Below are 19,547 nucleotides of genomic sequence, written 5' to 3'. Positions count from 1 at the left end.
CTTGGCTCCCCGAGCAGGACTCGAACCTGCGACCCAATGATTAACAGTCATTTGCTCTACCAACTGAGCTATCGGGGAACTGCCGTAAGCACGGTGCGTAGTATACGCATTGTTTCATTTAGGTCAAGCCCGCCCCGCTACCATACTGGCCCCGCCTCGCCCCTGTCCGTATAATGCTCGCATTCCATCAGCGGCAGACGCATGTCGCATCATGTTATTCACCCCCGAGGTGGAAAATTCACTTTTCTCGTCCCCCGACGATCCACAGACGACAGGTACCGATGGCGAAGAAGCTTTTCATCAAGACGCACGGCTGCCAGATGAACGAGTACGACTCCTCCCGTATGGCGGATCTGCTCGGCGAGTCTCATCAGCTTGAGCTGACCGATAACGAGAAGGAAGCCGATGTCATTCTGCTCAACACGTGCTCGATTCGCGAAAAGGCCCAGGAAAAGGTATTTCACCAACTAGGGCGCTGGAAGAAGCTCAAGGAAGCCAATCCCGATCTGGTGATCGGTGTAGGCGGCTGCGTGGCCAGTCAGGAAGGCGAAGTCATCCGCAAGCGCGCCCCTCATGTGGACATGGTATTCGGGCCGCAGACCCTTCACCGAGTTCCCTCGATGCTGGACTCGCGCGCCGCCAACCAGATTGCCACGGTTGATGTCACCTTCCCGGAAATCGAGAAGTTCGATCACCTGCCCCAGCCCTCCTCGGATGGTGCCTCGGCGTTCGTCTCGATCATGGAAGGCTGCTCGAAGTACTGCACCTTCTGCGTGGTCCCCTACACTCGGGGCGAAGAGGTCTCGCGCCCATTCGAGGCGGTAATGGATGAAGTGATCCACCTGTCCGACCAGGGGGTCCGTGAAATCAATCTGCTGGGCCAGAACGTCAATGCCTACCGTGGCGAGAACCAGTTGGGTGATGAAATCGACCTGGCCGAGCTGATCGCCTGTGTGGCGGCGGTGGAGGGTATCGATCGAGTACGCTTCACCACCTCGCACCCGGTCGAATTCACCGACAGCCTGGTCGAAGCATTCGGCGAGATTCCCGAGCTGGTGAGCCACCTGCACCTGCCCGTGCAGTCCGGTTCGGACCGTATACTCAGCGCCATGAAGCGCGGCCACACAGCGCAGGAATATATCGACAAGATGGAGCGCATCCGTGAGCAGCGCCCCGATATCAGCTTCTCGTCGGATTTCATCATCGGCTTCCCCGGCGAAACCGAAGAGGATTTCGAGGCCACCATGGATCTCATCCATCGCATCGGCTTCGATCACTCGTTCAGCTTCGTCTATTCGGCTCGCCCCGGCACCCCTGCGGCCGCGCTGCCCGACGAAACCCCCGAAGCCCTCAAGAAGCAGCGCCTGGCCATCCTGCAGGAGCGTATCATCCAGCAGACCATGCAGATCAGCCGGCGCATGGTCGGTACGACACAGCGCGTACTGGTCAACGGCTTTTCACCCAAGGATCCTGGGCAACTCTCGGGGCGCACGGAAAACAACCGCGTGGTCAACTTCCGCGCCGCCAACCCCACGGAGTTGATTGGCTATTTCGTCGATGTGGACATCACCGAAGCCCTGCCCAACTCCTTGCGCGGCGAACTTGCCTCGCCCCAGCGTTATTGATCCATACCGATCCTGCAGTTCCTGTCCAGCGTTACCACCACAAGTCTCGTCGATAAGCGTCAGAGTTAAGTACCAACGACAGGCTGAGTGATTGCCCCGACACCCGTCGGGGCAGTAAGCTGAGAACCACATCCACTACTCTATGGGTTTTTCCGTCTTGAACCAGCCATCTTCCCAGGCTAATCGCATCATCACCCTCAGCCTTGAACCCAATGACCCACAGCGACTCGCCAACCTGTGCGGTCAGCAAGATGAGCATTTGAAACTGGTGGAAAGCCGGCTAGACGTCACCCTGCGTAACCGCGGCAATGTTTTCCAGCTGGCAGGGCCCGCCAACCGCATCAAGGCCGCCGCCAATGTGCTGGAACACCTCTATCGCGAAACCGAGGCCAGCCCCCTGGAACCGGATACCGTGCATCTGTTTCTGCAGGAATCCGGCCTGGAAGCTCTCGATGAAGAAGATCCCGGCGAGGCAAGTGACGAAGTCGTGTTGCGCACCCCACGCACCATGATCAAGCCCCGCGGGCTCAATCAGCAGCGTTACGTGCAGAGCATTCGTGCCCACGACATCAATTTCGGCATCGGCCCCGCAGGTACCGGCAAGACCTACCTGGCAGTGGCTGCCGCCGTCGAGGCCCTGAATCAGCAGGAAGTCAGGCGAATCCTTCTGGTGCGCCCAGCGGTCGAGGCCGGCGAGAAACTGGGCTTCCTGCCGGGCGATCTGGCCCAGAAGATCGATCCTTACCTGCGCCCGCTCTACGACGCGCTGTACGAGATGATCGGCTTCGAGCAGGTGGCCAAGTTGATCGAGCGGCAAGTAATCGAGATCGCACCTCTGGCCTACATGCGCGGTCGCACGCTCAACAACTCCTATATCATCCTGGACGAAAGCCAGAACACCACGCCCGAACAGATGAAAATGTTCCTGACTCGGATCGGCTTCGGCTCCACTGCGGTCATTACCGGCGACGTCACCCAGGTCGACTTGCCCAAGGGGCAACGTTCGGGCTTGATCCAGGTGTTGGAAGTGCTGCGGGAAACACCGGGTATCGGTGTCACCCATTTCGCCGCCAAGGATGTGGTTCGCCACCCGCTGGTTCAGCGCATCATCGAAGCCTACGACTCTTTCGAGTCACAGCAGGAAGTCGCCGAACGTGCCGAGCAGGAAGCTCGTCGCCAGGCCCGCGAAGCTCGCCTGCTAGCGCGCGATGAACACGACAGGAATTCTTTCTCATGAACGACGTGGAGGTGGACCGGCAAGTTGCCACGCAAGCCGAGCCGCTACCCTCGCTGGCCCAGCTCACCCGCTGGGTCGGCGCGGTTCTGGCCCGCCATCCTGACACCAGCGCCCGAGAATTGACCATACGCCTGGTCGACGAGGACGAGGGACGTCAACTGAACCACACCTATCGCGGCAAGGATAAACCCACCAATGTGCTCTCGTTTCCCTTCGAGGCACCTCCTGGCATCGCCTTGCCATTGTTGGGGGATCTGGTTATCTGTCATGCGGTGGTCGTCGACGAGGCCGAGCAACAGCACAAGGCGGTGCTCGATCATTATGCGCATTTGGTGATCCATGGCACCCTGCATTTGATGGGCTACGATCATATCGAGGATGATGATGCCGAGGTAATGGAGCAGTTGGAACGTGAAATTCTTGCGACACTGGGTATTGCCGACCCTTACGCTTGCCCCAGTGATATACGTCAAGAACCATGACGCGAGCCAAGGATAGGGTTCACTGATCGTGTGAATCAGGCGAGAATGCGATTCACGCTGATAAAGCGGCCCACCGGCTCGCAAGCCCTGGTGCCAGAAAAATCTGCACGTCCGTATACAAGAGAATTGACGCATGAGCGAAGACCGATCGAGCAACTCAACGCAAAAATCCTGGCTCGAGAAATTCTTTGGCGCCCTTTCCGGAGATAGTGAAGAACCCAGCTCGCGCGATGAGCTGATGGCCTTTCTACGCCACACTGCCGGTCGGCTGAAACTGGACCAGGACGCCATGACGATCATCGAGGGCGCCCTGCAGATCAGCGACCAACAAGTACGGGAAGTTCTCATTCCCCGGTCCCAGGTCACCGCCATCACGCTTGATCAAACCGCTGACGGCTACCTGCCACTCATTCATGAGACCGGCCACTCCCGCTACCCGGTCATCGGCGAGAATCTCGACGACGTGAAGGGCATTTTGCTGGTCAAGGATCTTCTACCCCTGCTTTCGCAGACCCAGCATCAACGCGACACCTTCCAGTTGGCGGATGTCCTTCGACCCGCCATGTTCATCCCCGAATCCAAGCGGCTCAACAGCCTGCTCAAGGAGTTCCGCGATACCCACAACCATATGGCCATCGTGGTGGATGAGTATGGGGGAACCGCCGGGATCATCACCATCGAAGACATTCTCGAGCAGATCGTCGGCGATATCGAAGACGAGCACGATATCGACGAGGAAGAAGATATCCGCGAGCTCGAAACCGGACATTTCGCCATTCGCGCCTTGACCCCGATCGAGGATTTCAACGAAAGGTTCGGTACACGTTTTTCGGACGACGAATTCGATACCCTCGGGGGGCTAGTCATGCAGCAGTTCGGTCACCTGCCCCGCCGTGGAGAACAAACCACCTTCGGCGGCTGGCGCTTCACTGTGCTCAATGCGGATAACCGCCGCATCCGCCTACTTGAAGCCGAGCGTGAGCTCAGCCCTCAGGAAAGCGAGCAATAATACTTGCGTCAACAGTCAGTGCATCATCCATAACGCCCCATCGCCAGTCCCCGTCCTGCCTGGAATTGCCATGCGCCGCCCGTTTTCCCTGTTCAAAATTCCTTATTTCAATTATCTCGCCGCCCTGGTGGCCGGCGGGCTAACCACCCTGACCGCCTCGCCTTTCGAGCTATGGTGGCTCGGCCCGGTTGCCGCAGGGCTGATGTATCTTGGCCTGCATCGCCTAAGCCCCGCTCAGGCAGCGCTGAAGGGATGGTGCTATGGTCTGGGCTTGTTCGCGACAGGCGCCTCCTGGGTCTATGTCTCCATTCATGATTACGGATACACGGGCGTACCGCTGGCGCTGTTTCTCACCGCGCTGTTCGTCAGTGTCCTGTCGCTATTCTTCGCCGCCACTTTATGGGGGTATCGCAAGGTCGCCGGCCCTCGCCTGGCGGTAGTCTCGTTTGCCGGCGCCTGGGTACTCGGAGAAGTATTGCGCACCTATTTGTTCACCGGTTTCCCCTGGCTACTGCTGGGCACGGGCCAGGTGGATTCCCCACTGGCGGCCTGGGCGCCCATTGGTGGGGTCTATCTACTGTCCTTACTGGTAGCGCTCAGCGGTGCCCTGGGGGTTGCCTTTCTATCCCGTCGCTGGCTCGCTCTGGTGCCTCTGGCGTTGATATGGTTAGTTCCCCTCGCCCTTCCCCAGCATTGGACGAGCCCGACCGGGGAACCCGTCCGGGTGGCCTTGTTGCAGGGCAACCTGCCACAGCTGATCAAGTGGACGCCTGAAGGGCAGCGTATTGCCGCGAATACCTATAGTGAACTTACCCGCGAGGTTGGCGACGACATCGACCTTATCGTATGGCCCGAAACCGCCCTGCCCATGATGGAGACACAGGCACGTCCCGTGCTTGAGCGCGTACAAGCCGACCTGGCGCCCGACACCGCCCTGGTGACCGGGATAGTGCAACGCGACGATCAAGGGCGTTATTACAATGGCGTTGTGGGAGTGGGCAATACGCAAGGTAGTTACCAGAAGGAGCATCTGGTGCCGTTCGGTGAATACCTGCCCTTGGAAAGCATATTGCGAGGGGCCATCGACTTCTTTGACCTGCCCATGTCCACCTTTACCCGAGGGGCGGCGGACCAATCCCCGATGGAAGCGGCTGGACTGCGCCTGGGTAACGCGATCTGTTACGAAATCATCTATCCGCAGCTGGTAGCCAGCCGAGCGCGGGAAAGCGATATTCTGGTGACGGTTTCCAACGACACCTGGTTTGGTAGTTCCATCGGCCCGCTACAGCACCTGCAAATGGCTCGGCTGCGAGCGCTGGAAAACGGCCGCTATGTGGTACGCGCCACCAGCAATGGGGTGACGGTAATCGTCGATCCACAGGGAAAGGTCACGCAACGGGCTCCACAGTTCGAAACCACTACCCTGACCGGCGAGGTTCAAGCAATGCAAGGACTCACGCCGTTTACCCGCTGGGGAAGCTGGCCTACTTGGGTGGTCGCGATCCTGATGTTGCTGTCGGGCATCATCTCCCATCGCCAGCGCCCATCTAAGCCAGCGTAGAAAAGAGTCGACTCGCACAAGAAACTATAACTTGCGGAGAATGAATTGACGCCTAACCCATTGCGACTTAACCAACTTGCAATAGATTAGGCGCGTTCTAGGTAACCGATTTCAAGTGCTTTTGATGAGTACTATTAATAAGTACTATTGATAAGTACTATTCGCTGGAAACACCGGCTATCACTTCGGGTATGGTCTGACGTACGTAGCGACCCGGTGCCGGTTCGATAATCGTCAGCTCACCTTCACCAGGCTGACGCACCGGCACCATTTTCTCGCTATCGGCGAAGCCGTTCTGGGTCATCCAGGCTTGCCAGTGCGGCCACCAGGAACCTTCGTTAAAACTGGCTTGTTCCAACCATGCGTCGGAGGTATCGGGCAACGTATCGTTTGTCCAGTAACCATATTTATTCTTGTGGGGCGGATTGACGATACCGGCAATATGTCCCGAACCGCCCAGCACGAAGGTTACCGGACCTTTCGGCAACAAGGCGCCGTAGTACGTGCTGTTCCACTTAGCGATATGATCTTCCTTGGTGGAAATGAAGTAACTGGGTGTCGAGACCTTGCGTAGGTCGATTTTCACCCCGTCGAGTTCGATCCCACCAGGCTGGACCAGGCGGTTCTCCAGATACATGTTGCGCAGATACCAGGCATGGGTGCCCGCTGCCAGGTTGGTACCATCGGTATTCCAGTACAGCAGGTCGAAAGCTGCCGGCGCTTCCCCTTTCAGGTAATTGTTGACGTAGAACGACCAGAACAGGTCATTTTCACGCAGCAGGTTGAACGTGTACGCCATGGAGCGCCCATCCAGGTAGCCCTTGGCATCCAGCGTCTTTTCGATCCCCTGGACGACCCGCTCATTGAGGAACACACCGATATCGCCTGGATCGCGGAAGTCCTGCAGCGTGGCCATGTAAGTCACCGACTTGACCTTGCGCGCTCGGCGGGTACTGGTCAGGTAAGCCATGGTGGAAGCCGCCAGGGTACCGCCGATACAGTAGCTGACCATATTCACCGACTTCTCGCCGCAGGCCTTCTCGATTGCCTCGATGGCTTCGATAGGGCCCATCTGCATATAGTCGGCCCAGGTCAGATCTCGCTGCTCGGGGCCGGGATTGCGCCAGGATATCAGAAATACCGTATGGCCTTGATCCACCAGCCATTTGACGAAGGAGTTATCCTCGCGCAAATCCAGAATATAGTACTTGTTGATCCAGGGGGGAACGATCAACAAGGGCGTCTTGAAAGACTTCTCCGTAGTAGGGGTATACTGGAGTAGCTGGATCAGCTCATTTTCATATACCACCGCCCCCGGAGTGACGGCGATATTGCCCCCGATCTTGAACGCCTGGCGATCGGTCATGCGCACATTGATGCCTTCGGCGGAATTCTTCAGATCTTCGCGCAAGTGCTCCAGGCCTTCCACCAGATTTTCGCCGCGTGTCTCCAGGGTGCGTCGCATCACCTCAGGATTGGTGGTGACGAAATTGGTCGGTGCCATGGCGTTGATCAATTGGCGCGCATAAAAGGCCAGGTTCCGCTTCTGGGTTTCGTCGAGTCCTTCCAGGTTCTCGATCATCTCCTCCACGGCCTGGGAAAACAGCAGATATTGCTGCATGATCGACTGGTAATAAGGTTCCTGCTGCCATGCCTCATCCTTGAAGCGGCGATCGTTTTTCGCCGGCGTGACCAGGGGTTCGACCTGCTCGCCAGCCATACTCCGCAGCCCCTGCTGCCAAAGTAGCCATTGATCCTGGGCAAGACGGGCCTGGGTTTGCCATAACAATTGCGGGCTCTTCATCAGCGATTGTGCGCCGGCTTCAAAGCACTCCCGCATGTCGGTGTAGACGGTATCGGCCGCTTCGCTGGGCTCAATGCGTTTCAGCATGTCTTCCAGCAGGCCCTTATACTGCTCACCGACCTCCTTGAGTTGTGTATTCCAGGTTTCCATATCTACCTGGGATGGTGTTTCCCATCCTGGTTGCATACCCATTCTCCCGTCGCATGGCGTAGCGATGCCATGCAACACAGCTATTTGGAACAAGCGACTGGCAAACGAAGCGACGCTGGTAAGCGCCGCGTACTGTCGTTATGAATTCTTGCGCGATGCCTGACTGTTCGCCTTGGCGGGCTGGTCATTCTTGCCGCCTCCGTCGCTACTAGCACCAGCACTGTCGACATTTCCGGCATTTCCGGCTTGCTCGGCCATTCGGCTACCCGCTTCCTTGAACAGCGTTTCCATCTCCGACTTGAACTGCAGGCTCATTTCGCTCATGGCTCGTGCATCCTCCAGCATCTGCTGGGAAAGCTCGTTCATCATTTCCGCCTGACGTGTGCCGAAGTCGCGCAGGCTTTCCGCGTCTTCGATCTCCGTGGCACTACGGATACGCTCGGTACCCATCTGGCTATAGCGTTTCATCGACTCCAGTTGGTACTGGGTCATCTTTTCCATGTTGTTGAGCATCAGCGAATTGATCTTGCGCATCGGCTCGAACATCTGGCGTGTCTGGGCGTTGAGGTTGTCCATCATCTTGTCTTGCATGGTGCTTGCTCCTTTCCATAACTATATGGATATCTTGATCAAGGGCGTACCGGTTAGCCCCAAAGCGGCATGCTGCACTGCAAAAAGATTAATCCTACTCCACAGGCTTTGCAATAGACCAAAAGTGGCTATCGCAGCGTATTTTTCGCCTTATGCTTCGTGCCTAGTTGCTCCTGCTTCTCTAGCATTTATGTCTTTGACGGCGACGTTTAATTTCTTCTATGTCGATTTTTAACAACTATGTCGATTTTTAACAACGACTCGTCTTATCAACAGTTTTATCAACTCTCGCTGCGTTTGCGACGAGAGCGAGAAGTCGCGGCGGGCTTGCGCTTGTCTGCATCGCCCTCTCCTCGACTTGCGCTGCTATCGCCTCTTGCCACGCCAGATTCGTCACCTCCGGAGGAAGCGGTATTCCCTTGCTTGGCCGACGCTCCGGCCTGGCGCAACATATCCAGCATCATCTGCTGGTAAGTCCCGAAATTGGCCAGTCCCTGAGACAGGCCTTGCTGCATCATCGGCTGTTGCAGGAAAGGCCGCATCAAGCTCATCGGATCGTAGCCTTCCACACCGGATTCCATCTGGTTCTGTATGTGCCCAAGCAGGCTTTGCTGGAACGCCTCGACATCCGGCAGTCCCAGGGATTGGCGAAATTCATCGGGAGTAAGGTCAAACTCGACGTTGATTTTCATGGGCAACTCCTTGGCTTCTTGTTTGAGTGTAGCAGTGCCGGCTCACAGCGAAAGGCGCAGCCTTTAACGCAGCTATGGGGTTCTAACGCAACCGGGGGGTATCGACACGCACGTCTGCATTCTGCGCCCGGTGGCGCAACCAGTGGTCCATCAGCGTCAGTGCCATCATGGCTTCGGCGATGGGGGTGGCGCGAATACCCACGCATGGGTCATGGCGCCCTTTCGTCACCACTTCCACCGGCTGGCCGTGTATGTCGATGGACCGTCCCGGCGTCGTGATACTGGATGTGGGCTTCAGCGCCAGGCGAGCGACAACCGGCTGCCCACTGGAAATACCGCCCAATACGCCACCCGCATGGTTGGAGAGGAAACCATCCGGTGTCATTTCATCGCGATGCTCCGTGCCCCGCTGGCTGACGCTGGCGAAACCGGCACCGATCTCCACCCCTTTTACCGCGTTGATACTCATCAAGCCATGCGCCAGATCAGCATCCAGGCGGTCGAAGACCGGCTCGCCCAGGCCGACCGGAACGCCTTCTGCAATCACGGTGATCTCGGCTCCCACCGAATCCTGATCACGTCGCAACTGGTCCATGTAGGCCTCGAGTTCGGGCACCCGGTCGGGGTCGGGGCAGAAGAACGCATTCTCCTCCACGCTTTGCCACTGCTTGAACTCGATGGCCAAGGGACCCAGTTGGCTCATGTAACCGCGTATCTGAACACCCAGGGCGGCGAGGTACTTCTTGGCAATGGCGCCGGCAGCCACGCGCATCGCGGTCTCCCGAGCGCTGGAACGTCCACCACCGCGATAGTCACGCAAGCCGTATTTGTGGTGATAGGTGTAGTCGGCGTGAGCGGGACGGAACTGGTCCTTGATCTTGGAATAATCCTTCGAGCGCTGGTCGGTATTCTCGATCAACAAGCCGATGGTGGCACCGGTAGTCCTGCCCTCGAAGACGCCCGAGAGAATGCGTACCTGATCCGGCTCCTGGCGCTGAGTGGTATGGCGGGAACTGCCGGGACGGCGACGGTCCAGGTCTTGTTGAAGATCGGCCTCGCTCAGTTCGAGCCCCGGCGGGCAGCCATCCACAATCGCGCCCAGTGCCGGGCCATGGCTCTCGCCGAAAGTCGTGACGGTAAACAGTTTGCCGAAAGTATTGCCAGACATGAGCGTTAGTTCCTCACGCAAAAGACGCCGCATGGGCGTCGAGTTCAGCGGCGCTCAAGGCGAATACACCCTGTCCGCCACGCTCGAATTCAAGCCACATGAAGGGCACCTCCGGGAAGGCGGCCTCCAGATGACGGTCGGAATTGCCCACTTCGACGATCAACACGCCGTTGTCGGTGAGATGGTCGCGAGCTTCTCGCAACTGGCGCCGGGCGATATCCAGGCCATCGTCCCCTGCTCCCAGGGCGAGTGACGGCTCATGGCGAAACTCCGCCGGCATGGTGTGTAGATCATGGGCATCCACATAAGGCGGATTGGACACGATAAGATCGTAGCGCTGCCCTTCCAGGCCATCGAACACGTCCGACTGCACGGCTCTGACCCGCTGGCCCACGTCATGCCGGGTGATATTCTGGCGCGCCAAATTCAGCGCCTCCTGACTGATATCAGCCAAGTCGACCGTGCAGGTGGGAAGATGCAGGGCGGTAGCGATACCGATGCATCCCGAACCGGCGCATAGGTCCAGTACCCGGGCCGGCGGCTCGTCGGGGAACCAGGCGCCGAAGCCATCCTCTACCAGTTCCGCAATCGGCGAACGCGGAATCAGCACCCGCTCGTCCACGTCGAACGGAAAACCGGCGAAGAAGGCTTCACCCAGCAGGTAAGGAAGCGGGCGGCGCGTGGTGATGCGCTCGCGTACCAGTGCCACGACACGCAGGCGCTCCGGCGCCAGCAATCGGGCATCCAGTACCGCCGGATCGACATTCCATGGCAGGTGCAGGGCACCCAGGGTCAGCGCCACCGCTTCGTCCCAGGCCGAGGTGGTGCCATGGCCGTAATGGAGTCCGGCAAGATGAAACTCGCTGGCCGCCCAGCGCAGGTAGTCGCGCAGGGTGAGCAAGCCATCGCTGAGCTCGGCATCATCGAGACGGAGTGTGGAACGGGAAGTCACGGAGGGAGAAGGTTCAGCCACGGCATATCCTGCTTGCAGTCAGTAAGGTTCACACATTTGTCATGCACAAGGTAAGAGCGGATTGTACCTTTCGCGCCAGCCGGTTCACAGCAACGCTCAGCCCGCTATACTGTCGTCTTTACCATCACCCGCTTCCACCATTGCCACTTCCACCATCAGAGCCCTCCATGACCCGACGCCGCCACTTGCCCGATGACGACGACATCAATGCCTTTCGTCAGGCGCTGCAGGCCGCCGGAGTGCGTCGTATCGAGACCAATCGAGCCGACCCGGGTAAACCGCGCAAGGCGGACATTGCCCAGGCCGTGCGTCGCCAGGCGGCGACGGAAACAAACACGCTGAACGCCACCGGGCGCACCTCGGACGGCCGCGTGGAAGCCGTGCGGCCCTCGGAGTATCTGGAATTCAGCCTTCCCGATCTGCCCTGGCGCGTTTTCAGCCAGCTCAAGCGTGGCCAGACCGCCTGGCAAGCCGGCCTGGACCTGCACGGCTATACCCTGGAAGAAGCCCGCGCCGAACTGGAAAGCTTTCTGCGCGATGCCGGCGCCGAAGGGCTGCGCTGCGTGCTGGTGGTCCACGGTAAGGCTTGGGGGACGACCGCGGACTTCCCTGTGCTGAAAAGCCACGTCAACGCCTGGCTGCGTGAATGGCCCGGCGTGCTGGCGTTCTGTTCCGCCGTCGAGCTCGATGGCGGTACCGGCGCGCTCTATGTGCTGCTGCGCAAGCGGGGAGCCTGAGCGTTCGGGCTCTTATTCGGTGGCATCCGACGCCACCCCGGGCATGCGACGTTCCAGTGCCTGGTCCGCCAGGTGCCTGCCCAGGCGGATCAGGTCGACGGCGCGATGAAACTCGTAGGCGCCGCAAACCGTCTTGGGAACTTCGATCAGTACGTCCGGGGGATAGCCGGCTACCTTGTATTTCGCCAGAGCCGCCTGGGTGATATCGAATGACTCCATGATCATGTTCAACTTGCTCCACTCGCGCTTACCGCGAATCTCGTCACTTTCCGACTCGAGCCCCGTTTCGTTACTGGCGCCACCCATTCCCTCCCACATCCGCCGGGTCGCCTCGCGCACCTCATCCAGCCAACCGCTGTTGTCTCGCGCTTGCTGTTGCTGCACCTGTGTCGCGGCTAGTCCGTTGGCAGGCAACAGCTCTTCCAGCGTGACCGGCTGCGGACTATGGGCCGTCACATTCACCGCCACCACCAGATCCGCCTGATGCGCCGCTACCACCGGCATGATGGGCAGTGGATTGAGCAGACCGCCGTCCACCAGCACTTGATCACCCAGGTGTAACGGGGTAATCACGCCCGGTACGGCAATCGAGGCGCGAATGGCACGCAACAGGGAGCCTTCCTGGAACCAGACTTCACGCTGGCGAACCAGGTCCGTCGCCACGGCGGTCAGCGGAATCGGCAGGTCCTCGATCAACACGTCGCCGACCAGGCTTTCCAGCTTGCTCATCACCTTGCTTGCGCGCATGGCGCCCATGGGACTCCAGGTGACATCCACCAGCTTGAGCACATCCAGGTAGTCCAGCTCGCAGACCCAGTCGCGATAGGCCGACAGCATGCCGGTGGCGTAAACCCCCGCCACCAGCGCTCCCATGGAACATCCCGCGATGGAAATGATTTCGTAACCGCGTGCCTCGAGGGCTTCTATCACCCCGATATGGGCATAGCCACGCGCCCCGCCGCTCCCCAGCACCAAGGCCACTTTATTGCCACCCCTTGGACGAGTCAGCGCTTTCATGTCGTTTCCCCTTTCCTTTTTCAACTACACATTCTCAACTGCACATTCTCAACTACACGTTACGCTCGGCAACGATGACCGCTGCCACCTTGTCGACCGAGCCGGGTTCCAGATGCAGGTGATGACCGCCGCCAAGGACATAACGCGTCAGCTGCGGGACCGCTTGGCGGGCCTGTTGTGCCCACGGCCTTTCGCCCAGAATGCCCTCCTCTCCCTCTACCAGCAGTACAGGGCATTCGATGCTCGCCAATATGCCCAGGACCTGCTCGGGCGAGAAACGCACCAACGAGGGCTTGAGCAGGCGGCCGTCGGTGCGCAGGCGCACGCCGCCGTCACCACATGGCTCGAGGTTACGCTCCACCAAAGGAGCCGCCGTGGCCTGGCCGATCGGTGTGACGCCCCCCGCCACGCGTGCGGCAACCGCCGTAGCGCTATCGGGATAACGAGGGGAGCGGGACAGCGGGCGGCGATGGGCCTGAAGCCCCTTGCGCAGTTGTTGGGGCGTTTCGCAGGCTGGGGTATTCAAGGCGCCTAGGCCGTCGATCAAGATCAGCCTTTCGACTCGCTCCGGCATCGCCGACGCCGTCAGACAGGCCACCGCCGCTCCCATCGAGTGCGCCAGCAGGCACGCGCGTTCCAGTTCGAGCTCATCCAAGGCATCCAGCAGGTCGTGGCAATAGTCCCACAAGGCGTAGTCACTACCGCCTGGCGCCGGCTGCGACAACCCATGGCCGCGCAGGTCGAGAGCGATAATGCGGATTCCCAACTGACTGGCCAGTCGTGGCGCCAGGCGCGAGAAACTGGCGGCGTTATCCAGCCAGCCGTGCAGGGCTAGCCAGACGGGGGCATCGATCTTTCCCCAGCTCAGGGCGGCCAGACGACCGTGGGCCAAGGTCAACGGGGAAGGGTCGGGAAAAGCGGAAAGCATGAGCGATGTCCAGGCGAAAAGCCCCAGTATACGAGCTTGGGATGACGAAAGTAGCCCGAAAAGCTACCATCCGCCCCGGATTTTCTCTTTCCGCCCGGCTAACCTGGTGACTCATGAAACATAAACGCGATACCCGTGCCCGCAACCTCGTCTTTCTTGTCGTCACGATCAGCGCCATCGTCGTCGGCATGTGGCTGGCTCGCTAAGCGAGCCACCATCAACGTACTCGAGCCAGCAGCCCTGCCAATCTCATCGCACTCTCACTCTTTCTCGACTGCTCTCTTAACGCTCTCTTGTTGCTCTCTTGCTGGCCTGCTTCCTGTCCTGACTCGCCTTGGCGCTTGCATTTTATTCTCTTCCATAAAATACTGTATATAAATACACCAACCATTACTTTCGAGTGCCGCCATGGACTTGACTACCCCTGCCATCCCCGCGACTGCCTGTTCGCTTCCCTACCCGATAGCGCTGGGGCGTACCGGTTTCAGCGGCTTTCCCTCCCCGTCGCAGGATTACGAGATGCGGCGCCTGGATCTCAACCAGCGCCTGGTGAAGCAGCCTGCCGCCACGTTCTACCTCAGCGTTACCGGCGACAGCATGGAAGCGCTGGGTATCCAGGCCAACGACTTGTTGATCGTCGATCGCTCGATCCCACCCCGGCCCGGTCACATCCTGGTGGCCATGGTGGAAGGCGAGATCGTCGTCAAGCGCTATGAAACTCGTCGAGGTCAGCCGTTTCTCTGTTCTTCCAATCCGCGTTACCCCCCGATCCCTCTGGAAGATAGCGACTGTCAGGTGTGGGGAGTGGTGCGCGCGGTGATTCACGAGTATCCGCTATGATCGGCCTGGTCGACGGCAACAATTTCTACGTGAGTTGCGAACGTGTCTTCAAGCCGAGCTTACAGGGTGTTCCCGTGGGGGTGCTCTCCAATAATGATGGTTGTGTCATTGCCCGCTCCCAGGAGCTGAAGGCTCTCGGAATCGCCATGGGTACCCCTGCTTTCAAGTTGGAAGCGCAGGTGCGGCGAGGCGAGTTGTTCCTGCTCTCCTCCAACTATGAGCTGTATGGGGACATGTCCTCGCGGGTGCTTGAAGTGCTCCAGGAATTCAGCCCCGACGTAGCCCCCTACTCGATCGACGAGATGTTCATTCACCTGGACGGCCACCAGACCAACGAGTGCCTGGAGATAGGACGCTCGATCCATGCGCGGGTGCGCCGCTACACGGGGATTCCGGTATGCGTGGGGCTGGCGCCGACCCATACCCTGGCCAAGCTTGCCAATCATGCCGCCAAGGTCGATCGCCATCATCGGGGGGTCTGTTTGCTTGCGGGGGATGACGCTGCCACGCGGGGAGTTCTTCAACGTACCCCGGTCAACGCGGTATGGGGCGTGGGTAGACGCCTGGCCGAACGCCTGGCGGCGGGGGGAATCAAGACGGCATGGGAGCTTCGCTGCAGCGACATCAAGACGTTGCGGCGGCGCTTTTCCGTCACCCTGGCCCGCACGGCGATGGAGCTTGGCGGAACGCCCTGTCTCGACATGAACGCCTTCGATCAGCCGCGTCAGCGCATCATGACCTCTCGCTCATTCGGTCGTGCCACCGGGGCATGGGCCGATGTGCAGGAAGCGGTACGCCATCATGCCCAGCGCGGCGCGGAGAAGCTGCGCGCCCAGAACAGCCTGGCGCGTGCGGTTCTGGTATTTCTCAACACCAACCGCCATCGCCGAGACTTGCCCCAATCCTTTCCTCACGTGGTGGCCGAACTACCCTATCCGACACAAGAGAGCCGCCAGATCATCGCCACCGCGCAACGAGCGCTCAGGCAGGCCTATCGCCCGCGCTACCGTTACATGAAAGCGGGAGTGATGCTGCTCGACCTGGTGGATGCCGCCAACTATCAGATGCCGCTGCTCGGCACGCCGCCCGATGCTGCGGAGAGCACACGCAACCGGCAACTGATGGAGACCCTGGACAGCATCAACCGCACCATGGGACACGGCACCATCGCCTTCGGCCTGGCTCGCCGGCAAGCGGCCTGGCCGTTACGCTGCGGCCATCTTTCCAGGCGCTATACCACGCGCTGGAACGAGTTGCTGGAAGTCTCCACCTGAGAAAACGGCGTCGGCAAGACATCCTGCCCACGCCGTGCCATCACGTCGCTTTGATCGTGTCGTCCGGATCACGCCGCCTTGAACAGGGCTTTCAAGCGCGGACTCAAGATTTCGCCCAGCACTACCGCAATCAGCAACAACGCCGCCAGCCACGGCCAGTGCCGGGCAAACGAGACTTCCGCCACGCCCAGCGCATCGATGAAGATCACGACGATACCCAGAGGACTGACGTAGCGCACCATGAACAACCACAACGCATAGACAGGCCCCGACAGCCCGAACTCTTCGCGCATGATGGCATTTTTCAGCACGAAACCGGCCAGCAGCGCCATGCCCAGGCCACCGAGCGGCATCATCCAACGCGATGTCAGATAGTCCAGCCAATCGAAGAAGTGCTTGCCGGCCAGGGTCCAGTCCGCGCCCACGTTGAACGACAACATGGCCAGGGTGCTGATAAGCCACAGCACGATTCCCGTGCTCCAGGAGGCCGTCCGACGGGAAAGCCCCTTGTTGTCGCATAGCCAGGAGACGGTCGCTTCGACCATGGAAATCGAGGACGTCAGCGCGGCCATGGAAAGCATGATGAAGAACAGAATACCGAACAGGGTGCCCAACGGCATGGCCTGGAACGCCAGCGGCAAGCTCATGAAGATAAGCCCTGGACCTTCGCCCGGGTCCATGCCGTTGGCAAAGATTACCGGAAAGATCGCCAGGCCGGCCATCAGCGCCACTACGGTATCGGCCAGCGCCACGCTAAGGGTGGTGCGCGCAATCGAGGTCCGCGCGGGCAGGTAACTGCCGTAGGTGAGAATGGCGCCGGAGGCCAACGACAGGGTGAAGAACGCATGCCCCAGAGCCGCCAGCATTCCCTCACTGGAAAGGCTGCCGGCATTGAAGGCAAAGAGGAAATGCACCGCTTGGCCAAAGCCGCCGGAAAAAACGCCGTACAGGATCAGGATCGCCAGCATCACCACCATGCCCGGCATCATCCAGCTCACGCTCTTTTCGATCCCCTTCTGGACACCCTTGCCGACGATCAACATGGTGAGCAAGGTCACCAGAGTGCTCCAGAAGCCCAGGTTGAACGGATTGGCGTTGTTGGCGCCAAAAATCGCCCCCATTTCCTCCACACCGGAGCCGGCCAGGCCCCCACTGAGCATTTTCCACAGATAGGAGAACGCCCAGCCCGCCACCACGACATAGAACGACAGGATCATGAAGCCGCACAGCATCGCCATCCAGCCCAGCAGCGACCATGCCGAGGTGCGTCCCGACTCCGTCACGACCCGGCGAATGGCGTCGACAGGACTGCCGCGGCCACGCCGACCCAGAGCGATCTCGGTCATCATCACCGGCACCCCGACGGCGAGAATGCATGCCAGATACACCAGCACGAAGGCTCCCCCGCCGTATTCGCCGGTCATGTAGGGAAATTTCCAGATATTGCCCAGGCCGACGGCCGAGCCTGTCGCCGCCAGAATGAAGCCCCAGCGGCCCAGCCACTGCGTACGAGGTTGTGCAGGTGTCGTCATGAGCCCTCAGCCCTGTCAGGAAAAAGCGCCAATCCTAGAGGATTTCAGGGCAAACACCAAAAATACCTGAACCCGCTCCGCTTCCCTTGGCAGTAGAGCGCTCTTTTCAGTTACAGGCATGCTCAATCGTAGAGACGTGCCTTGGCTTCGGCATCCAACTGTTGGGCGGTCTGATCCACTCCCCGCAACCACACCAGCAACACGGTGCCAAGAGCCACGAAACCCGCCGCCAGCCACAGGCCCAGGCCGTAATGGCCCGTGCGTTCGGCGATCATGCCGGTCAAGGCCGGGGCCAGAATCTGCGCGCTCCCGTAGCCCAGCGTCATCTTGCCCATCAACCGTGCTGGGCTCGACGGATAGAGCCTGCCGGCCATGGTCAGCACCAGACTGACGCATCCCAGGAAGGTGCCGCCGTACAGCACAGCACTGAGCAGTACCCCGGCAAGGCTTGCGGTGAGAGCGGGCAGCAGAATTCCCACGACCTGGATCGCCATGGCCAGGATCAAGGCCCCTAAATAGCCGATACGACGCGCCACCAGATCCCAGAGCATGACTGCCGGTGCCGCCGCCAGCCCTACCAGGGCGAAGGCCCAGTTGCCCGCCCCCGCCAGCAACGGTTCGCGTTCGACGATGGTGACGATGAAGGTGGCGCTGATGACGAAACCGTAACCGGCACAGAAATACGCTGCCATCATCAAGCGCATGAAAGTCGCCGAAGGGGGAGTATCCTGAGGCAAGGTATACTGAGTAGCCTTCGAGGAAACTGGCGCGGGCCGAGGCAGCCAGCACCAGGCGGGCAACAGCAAGGCGACGGCAAGCAGAGTGAACCCCCACCATTGGGCACGCCAGTCGAGTGCCAAGCCCAGCATGGCTTCCACCGCCAGCGCGGCGACCACGATGCCCACGCCGACACCCGCAAAATGAATACCCAATTCGCCCCGCTGCTGGTGGCTGATCAACCAGTGCAGAATCAACCCCGATGCCAGCAGCATCGAGCCGCTGCTGGAGAGACCCGCCACGAAACGCAATCCCGCCCACACCCAGAAATGCTCGGACAGCGCCATTCCCGCGGTCGATAGCACTGCCAGCACCAGGCCGATTCGAAACAGCGTATCCTTCAGCTGGATACCACGAATCGAAGCGGCGACCAGCGCTCCCAGCATATAGCCGGAATAATTGAGCGCCGCCAGCCAGCCACCTTCGGCATCACCTAGCCAGGTTTGCTGCTGCATTACCGGAAGCAAGGGGGTATAGGCGAAACGTGCCACCCCGATACATAGAATCTGGCTAAACAGTCCCGCCAGCAGTACCTTTAACCGACGAGACTTCATCTCCGACGCCCCCATCGCATCCCCCATCGCCGTTTTATGCCTTGTTATGTTCGCAAGCATTAAAGCTATATTCGCAAACGTTAAAGCATAGTACGGGCTTTGCCAGGCGACGTCATGGACAGACGACTATTTTCCGAGTGCTGCCAGGACCTTGCGCACGCGTTCGTGAGTCGTCAGGTCGGTGCTGTCTTCCAGGCCACCGAAATCACCGCGCAACGCCTTGAGGGCATAACGCTCGACAGCGATTTCCGTCGCGGTGCGGATACCCCGCTTGCGCAAAAAGACGATCGGCGGACACCAGCCTTGAAGAGCATGCTGAAGCAGAAAACCCGACACCGCCGCAGGCAGCATCAGCCAGCGCCGGCTACCCGAGGCCGCCAGCGTCACGCCGATAATATTGAGGGTCGAAGCATTGGCCTCGAGGGTTCTCTCGATATCCCACTCATCATCCAGCTCATACAAGCGCCGATCGATTTCCTCCGGGTTCTGGGCAAAATAGGCGATATTCGCTTCCGTCTTCAGCTTGATCGCCTGGTTCACTCGGGCATCGGTATTACGCGCAACTCGTGAGGTGGTGGACGGTAACATTCGCTCCT

The 19,547-nt window shown here is 59.7% G+C and carries 18 protein-coding genes and 1 tRNA gene; 8 read left to right on the top strand and 11 right to left on the bottom strand.

The window, feature by feature from the left end; translation table 11 throughout:
• Nucleotides 1-2: 2 nt before the first annotated feature.
• Nucleotides 3-78, bottom strand: a tRNA-Asn gene (locus tag R5M92_RS02190).
• Nucleotides 79-281: 203 nt separating this feature from the next.
• Here R5M92_RS02190 and miaB point away from each other — a divergent pair.
• From miaB to lnt, 5 genes are all read left to right on the top strand, one after another.
• Entirely contained in the window at nucleotides 282-1,625 is a 1,344-nt protein-coding gene (gene miaB, locus R5M92_RS02185) for a tRNA (N6-isopentenyl adenosine(37)-C2)-methylthiotransferase MiaB (RefSeq protein WP_346797510.1), read from the top strand.
• A gap of 157 nt (nucleotides 1,626-1,782) precedes the next feature.
• Nucleotides 1,783-2,862 (top strand): PhoH family protein, encoded by a 1,080-nt coding sequence (locus tag R5M92_RS02180; RefSeq protein WP_346797508.1) that lies wholly within the window; start codon nucleotides 1,783-1,785, stop codon nucleotides 2,860-2,862.
• Nucleotides 2,859-3,344: an rRNA maturation RNase YbeY gene (gene ybeY / locus R5M92_RS02175; RefSeq protein WP_346797506.1), complete on the top strand. Its 486-nt coding sequence runs from the start codon at nucleotides 2,859-2,861 to the stop codon at nucleotides 3,342-3,344. The genes R5M92_RS02180 and ybeY overlap by 4 nt, the downstream gene beginning before the upstream one ends.
• A gap of 133 nt (nucleotides 3,345-3,477) precedes the next feature.
• The gene (locus R5M92_RS02170; protein WP_346797505.1) at nucleotides 3,478-4,353 is read left to right on the top strand and encodes an HlyC/CorC family transporter; all 876 of its coding nucleotides are present in this window, start codon (nucleotides 3,478-3,480) and stop codon (nucleotides 4,351-4,353) included.
• Nucleotides 4,354-4,423: 70 nt separating this feature from the next.
• Nucleotides 4,424-5,914 (top strand): apolipoprotein N-acyltransferase, encoded by a 1,491-nt coding sequence (lnt, locus tag R5M92_RS02165; protein WP_346797504.1) that lies wholly within the window; start codon nucleotides 4,424-4,426, stop codon nucleotides 5,912-5,914.
• A gap of 157 nt (nucleotides 5,915-6,071) precedes the next feature.
• Here lnt and phaC read toward each other — a convergent pair whose 3' ends face one another.
• The 5 genes from phaC to prmB form a co-directional block, all read right to left on the bottom strand.
• Nucleotides 6,072-7,904 (bottom strand): class I poly(R)-hydroxyalkanoic acid synthase, encoded by a 1,833-nt coding sequence (gene phaC, locus R5M92_RS02160; RefSeq protein WP_346797502.1) that lies wholly within the window; start codon nucleotides 7,902-7,904, stop codon nucleotides 6,072-6,074.
• 102 nt (nucleotides 7,905-8,006) lie between these two features.
• Nucleotides 8,007-8,459 carry a phasin family protein gene (locus tag R5M92_RS02155; RefSeq protein WP_346797501.1) on the bottom strand — a complete coding sequence of 151 codons (453 nt, stop codon included), beginning with the start codon at nucleotides 8,457-8,459 and terminating at the stop codon, nucleotides 8,007-8,009.
• 281 nt (nucleotides 8,460-8,740) lie between these two features.
• Nucleotides 8,741-9,151 (bottom strand): hypothetical protein, encoded by a 411-nt coding sequence (locus R5M92_RS02150; protein WP_346797499.1) that lies wholly within the window; start codon nucleotides 9,149-9,151, stop codon nucleotides 8,741-8,743.
• An 82-nt stretch (nucleotides 9,152-9,233) separates the two neighbouring features.
• Nucleotides 9,234-10,319: a chorismate synthase gene (gene aroC / locus R5M92_RS02145; RefSeq protein WP_346797498.1), complete on the bottom strand. Its 1,086-nt coding sequence runs from the start codon at nucleotides 10,317-10,319 to the stop codon at nucleotides 9,234-9,236.
• Nucleotides 10,320-10,332: 13 nt separating this feature from the next.
• Nucleotides 10,333-11,292, bottom strand: a complete 960-nt coding sequence (gene prmB / locus R5M92_RS02140) for a 50S ribosomal protein L3 N(5)-glutamine methyltransferase (RefSeq protein WP_346797496.1) — start codon at nucleotides 11,290-11,292, stop codon at nucleotides 10,333-10,335.
• Between the two features lie 167 nt (nucleotides 11,293-11,459).
• On the opposite strand from prmB, the gene R5M92_RS02135 reads away from it, so the two are divergent.
• Complete coding sequence (locus tag R5M92_RS02135) at nucleotides 11,460-12,029, top strand: Smr/MutS family protein (protein ID WP_346797495.1); 570 nt, start codon at nucleotides 11,460-11,462, stop codon at nucleotides 12,027-12,029.
• Between the two features lie 12 nt (nucleotides 12,030-12,041).
• Here R5M92_RS02135 and R5M92_RS02130 read toward each other — a convergent pair whose 3' ends face one another.
• On the bottom strand, nucleotides 12,042-13,046 hold the full coding sequence (locus R5M92_RS02130; RefSeq protein ID WP_346797493.1) for a patatin-like phospholipase family protein: 1,005 nt from the start codon (nucleotides 13,044-13,046) through the stop codon (nucleotides 12,042-12,044).
• 52 nt (nucleotides 13,047-13,098) lie between these two features.
• Nucleotides 13,099-13,974 (bottom strand): alpha/beta fold hydrolase, encoded by an 876-nt coding sequence (locus R5M92_RS02125; RefSeq protein WP_346797491.1) that lies wholly within the window; start codon nucleotides 13,972-13,974, stop codon nucleotides 13,099-13,101.
• A gap of 408 nt (nucleotides 13,975-14,382) precedes the next feature.
• Here R5M92_RS02125 and R5M92_RS02120 point away from each other — a divergent pair, with 408 nt between their 5' ends.
• Together R5M92_RS02120 and R5M92_RS02115 are read left to right on the top strand one after the other, a co-directional pair.
• Nucleotides 14,383-14,814, top strand: a complete 432-nt coding sequence (locus R5M92_RS02120) for a translesion error-prone DNA polymerase V autoproteolytic subunit (RefSeq protein WP_346797489.1) — start codon at nucleotides 14,383-14,385, stop codon at nucleotides 14,812-14,814.
• Nucleotides 14,811-16,088: a Y-family DNA polymerase gene (locus R5M92_RS02115; RefSeq protein ID WP_346797488.1), complete on the top strand. Its 1,278-nt coding sequence runs from the start codon at nucleotides 14,811-14,813 to the stop codon at nucleotides 16,086-16,088. Before R5M92_RS02120 ends, R5M92_RS02115 begins: the two co-directional genes overlap by 4 nt.
• A 68-nt stretch (nucleotides 16,089-16,156) precedes the next feature.
• Here the strand turns inward: R5M92_RS02115 and R5M92_RS02110 are convergent, their stop codons facing one another.
• The 3 genes from R5M92_RS02110 to R5M92_RS02100 form a co-directional block, all read right to left on the bottom strand.
• Nucleotides 16,157-17,620: a sodium-dependent transporter gene (locus tag R5M92_RS02110; RefSeq protein ID WP_346797487.1), complete on the bottom strand. Its 1,464-nt coding sequence runs from the start codon at nucleotides 17,618-17,620 to the stop codon at nucleotides 16,157-16,159.
• A gap of 122 nt (nucleotides 17,621-17,742) precedes the next feature.
• Nucleotides 17,743-18,951 (bottom strand): YbfB/YjiJ family MFS transporter, encoded by a 1,209-nt coding sequence (locus R5M92_RS02105; protein ID WP_417339045.1) that lies wholly within the window; start codon nucleotides 18,949-18,951, stop codon nucleotides 17,743-17,745.
• A 126-nt stretch (nucleotides 18,952-19,077) separates the two neighbouring features.
• Complete coding sequence (locus tag R5M92_RS02100; RefSeq protein WP_346797483.1) at nucleotides 19,078-19,539, bottom strand: hypothetical protein; 462 nt, start codon at nucleotides 19,537-19,539, stop codon at nucleotides 19,078-19,080.
• Nucleotides 19,540-19,547 lie beyond the last annotated feature (8 nt).

The sequence above is a fragment of the Halomonas sp. Bachu 37 genome, assembly GCF_039691755.1.
GTDB classification, from domain to species: Bacteria; Pseudomonadota; Gammaproteobacteria; order Pseudomonadales; family Halomonadaceae; genus Vreelandella; species Vreelandella kashgarensis.
The sequence above is the reverse complement of the archived record's forward strand: the minus strand, read 5'-3'. Positions and strand labels throughout refer to the sequence as shown.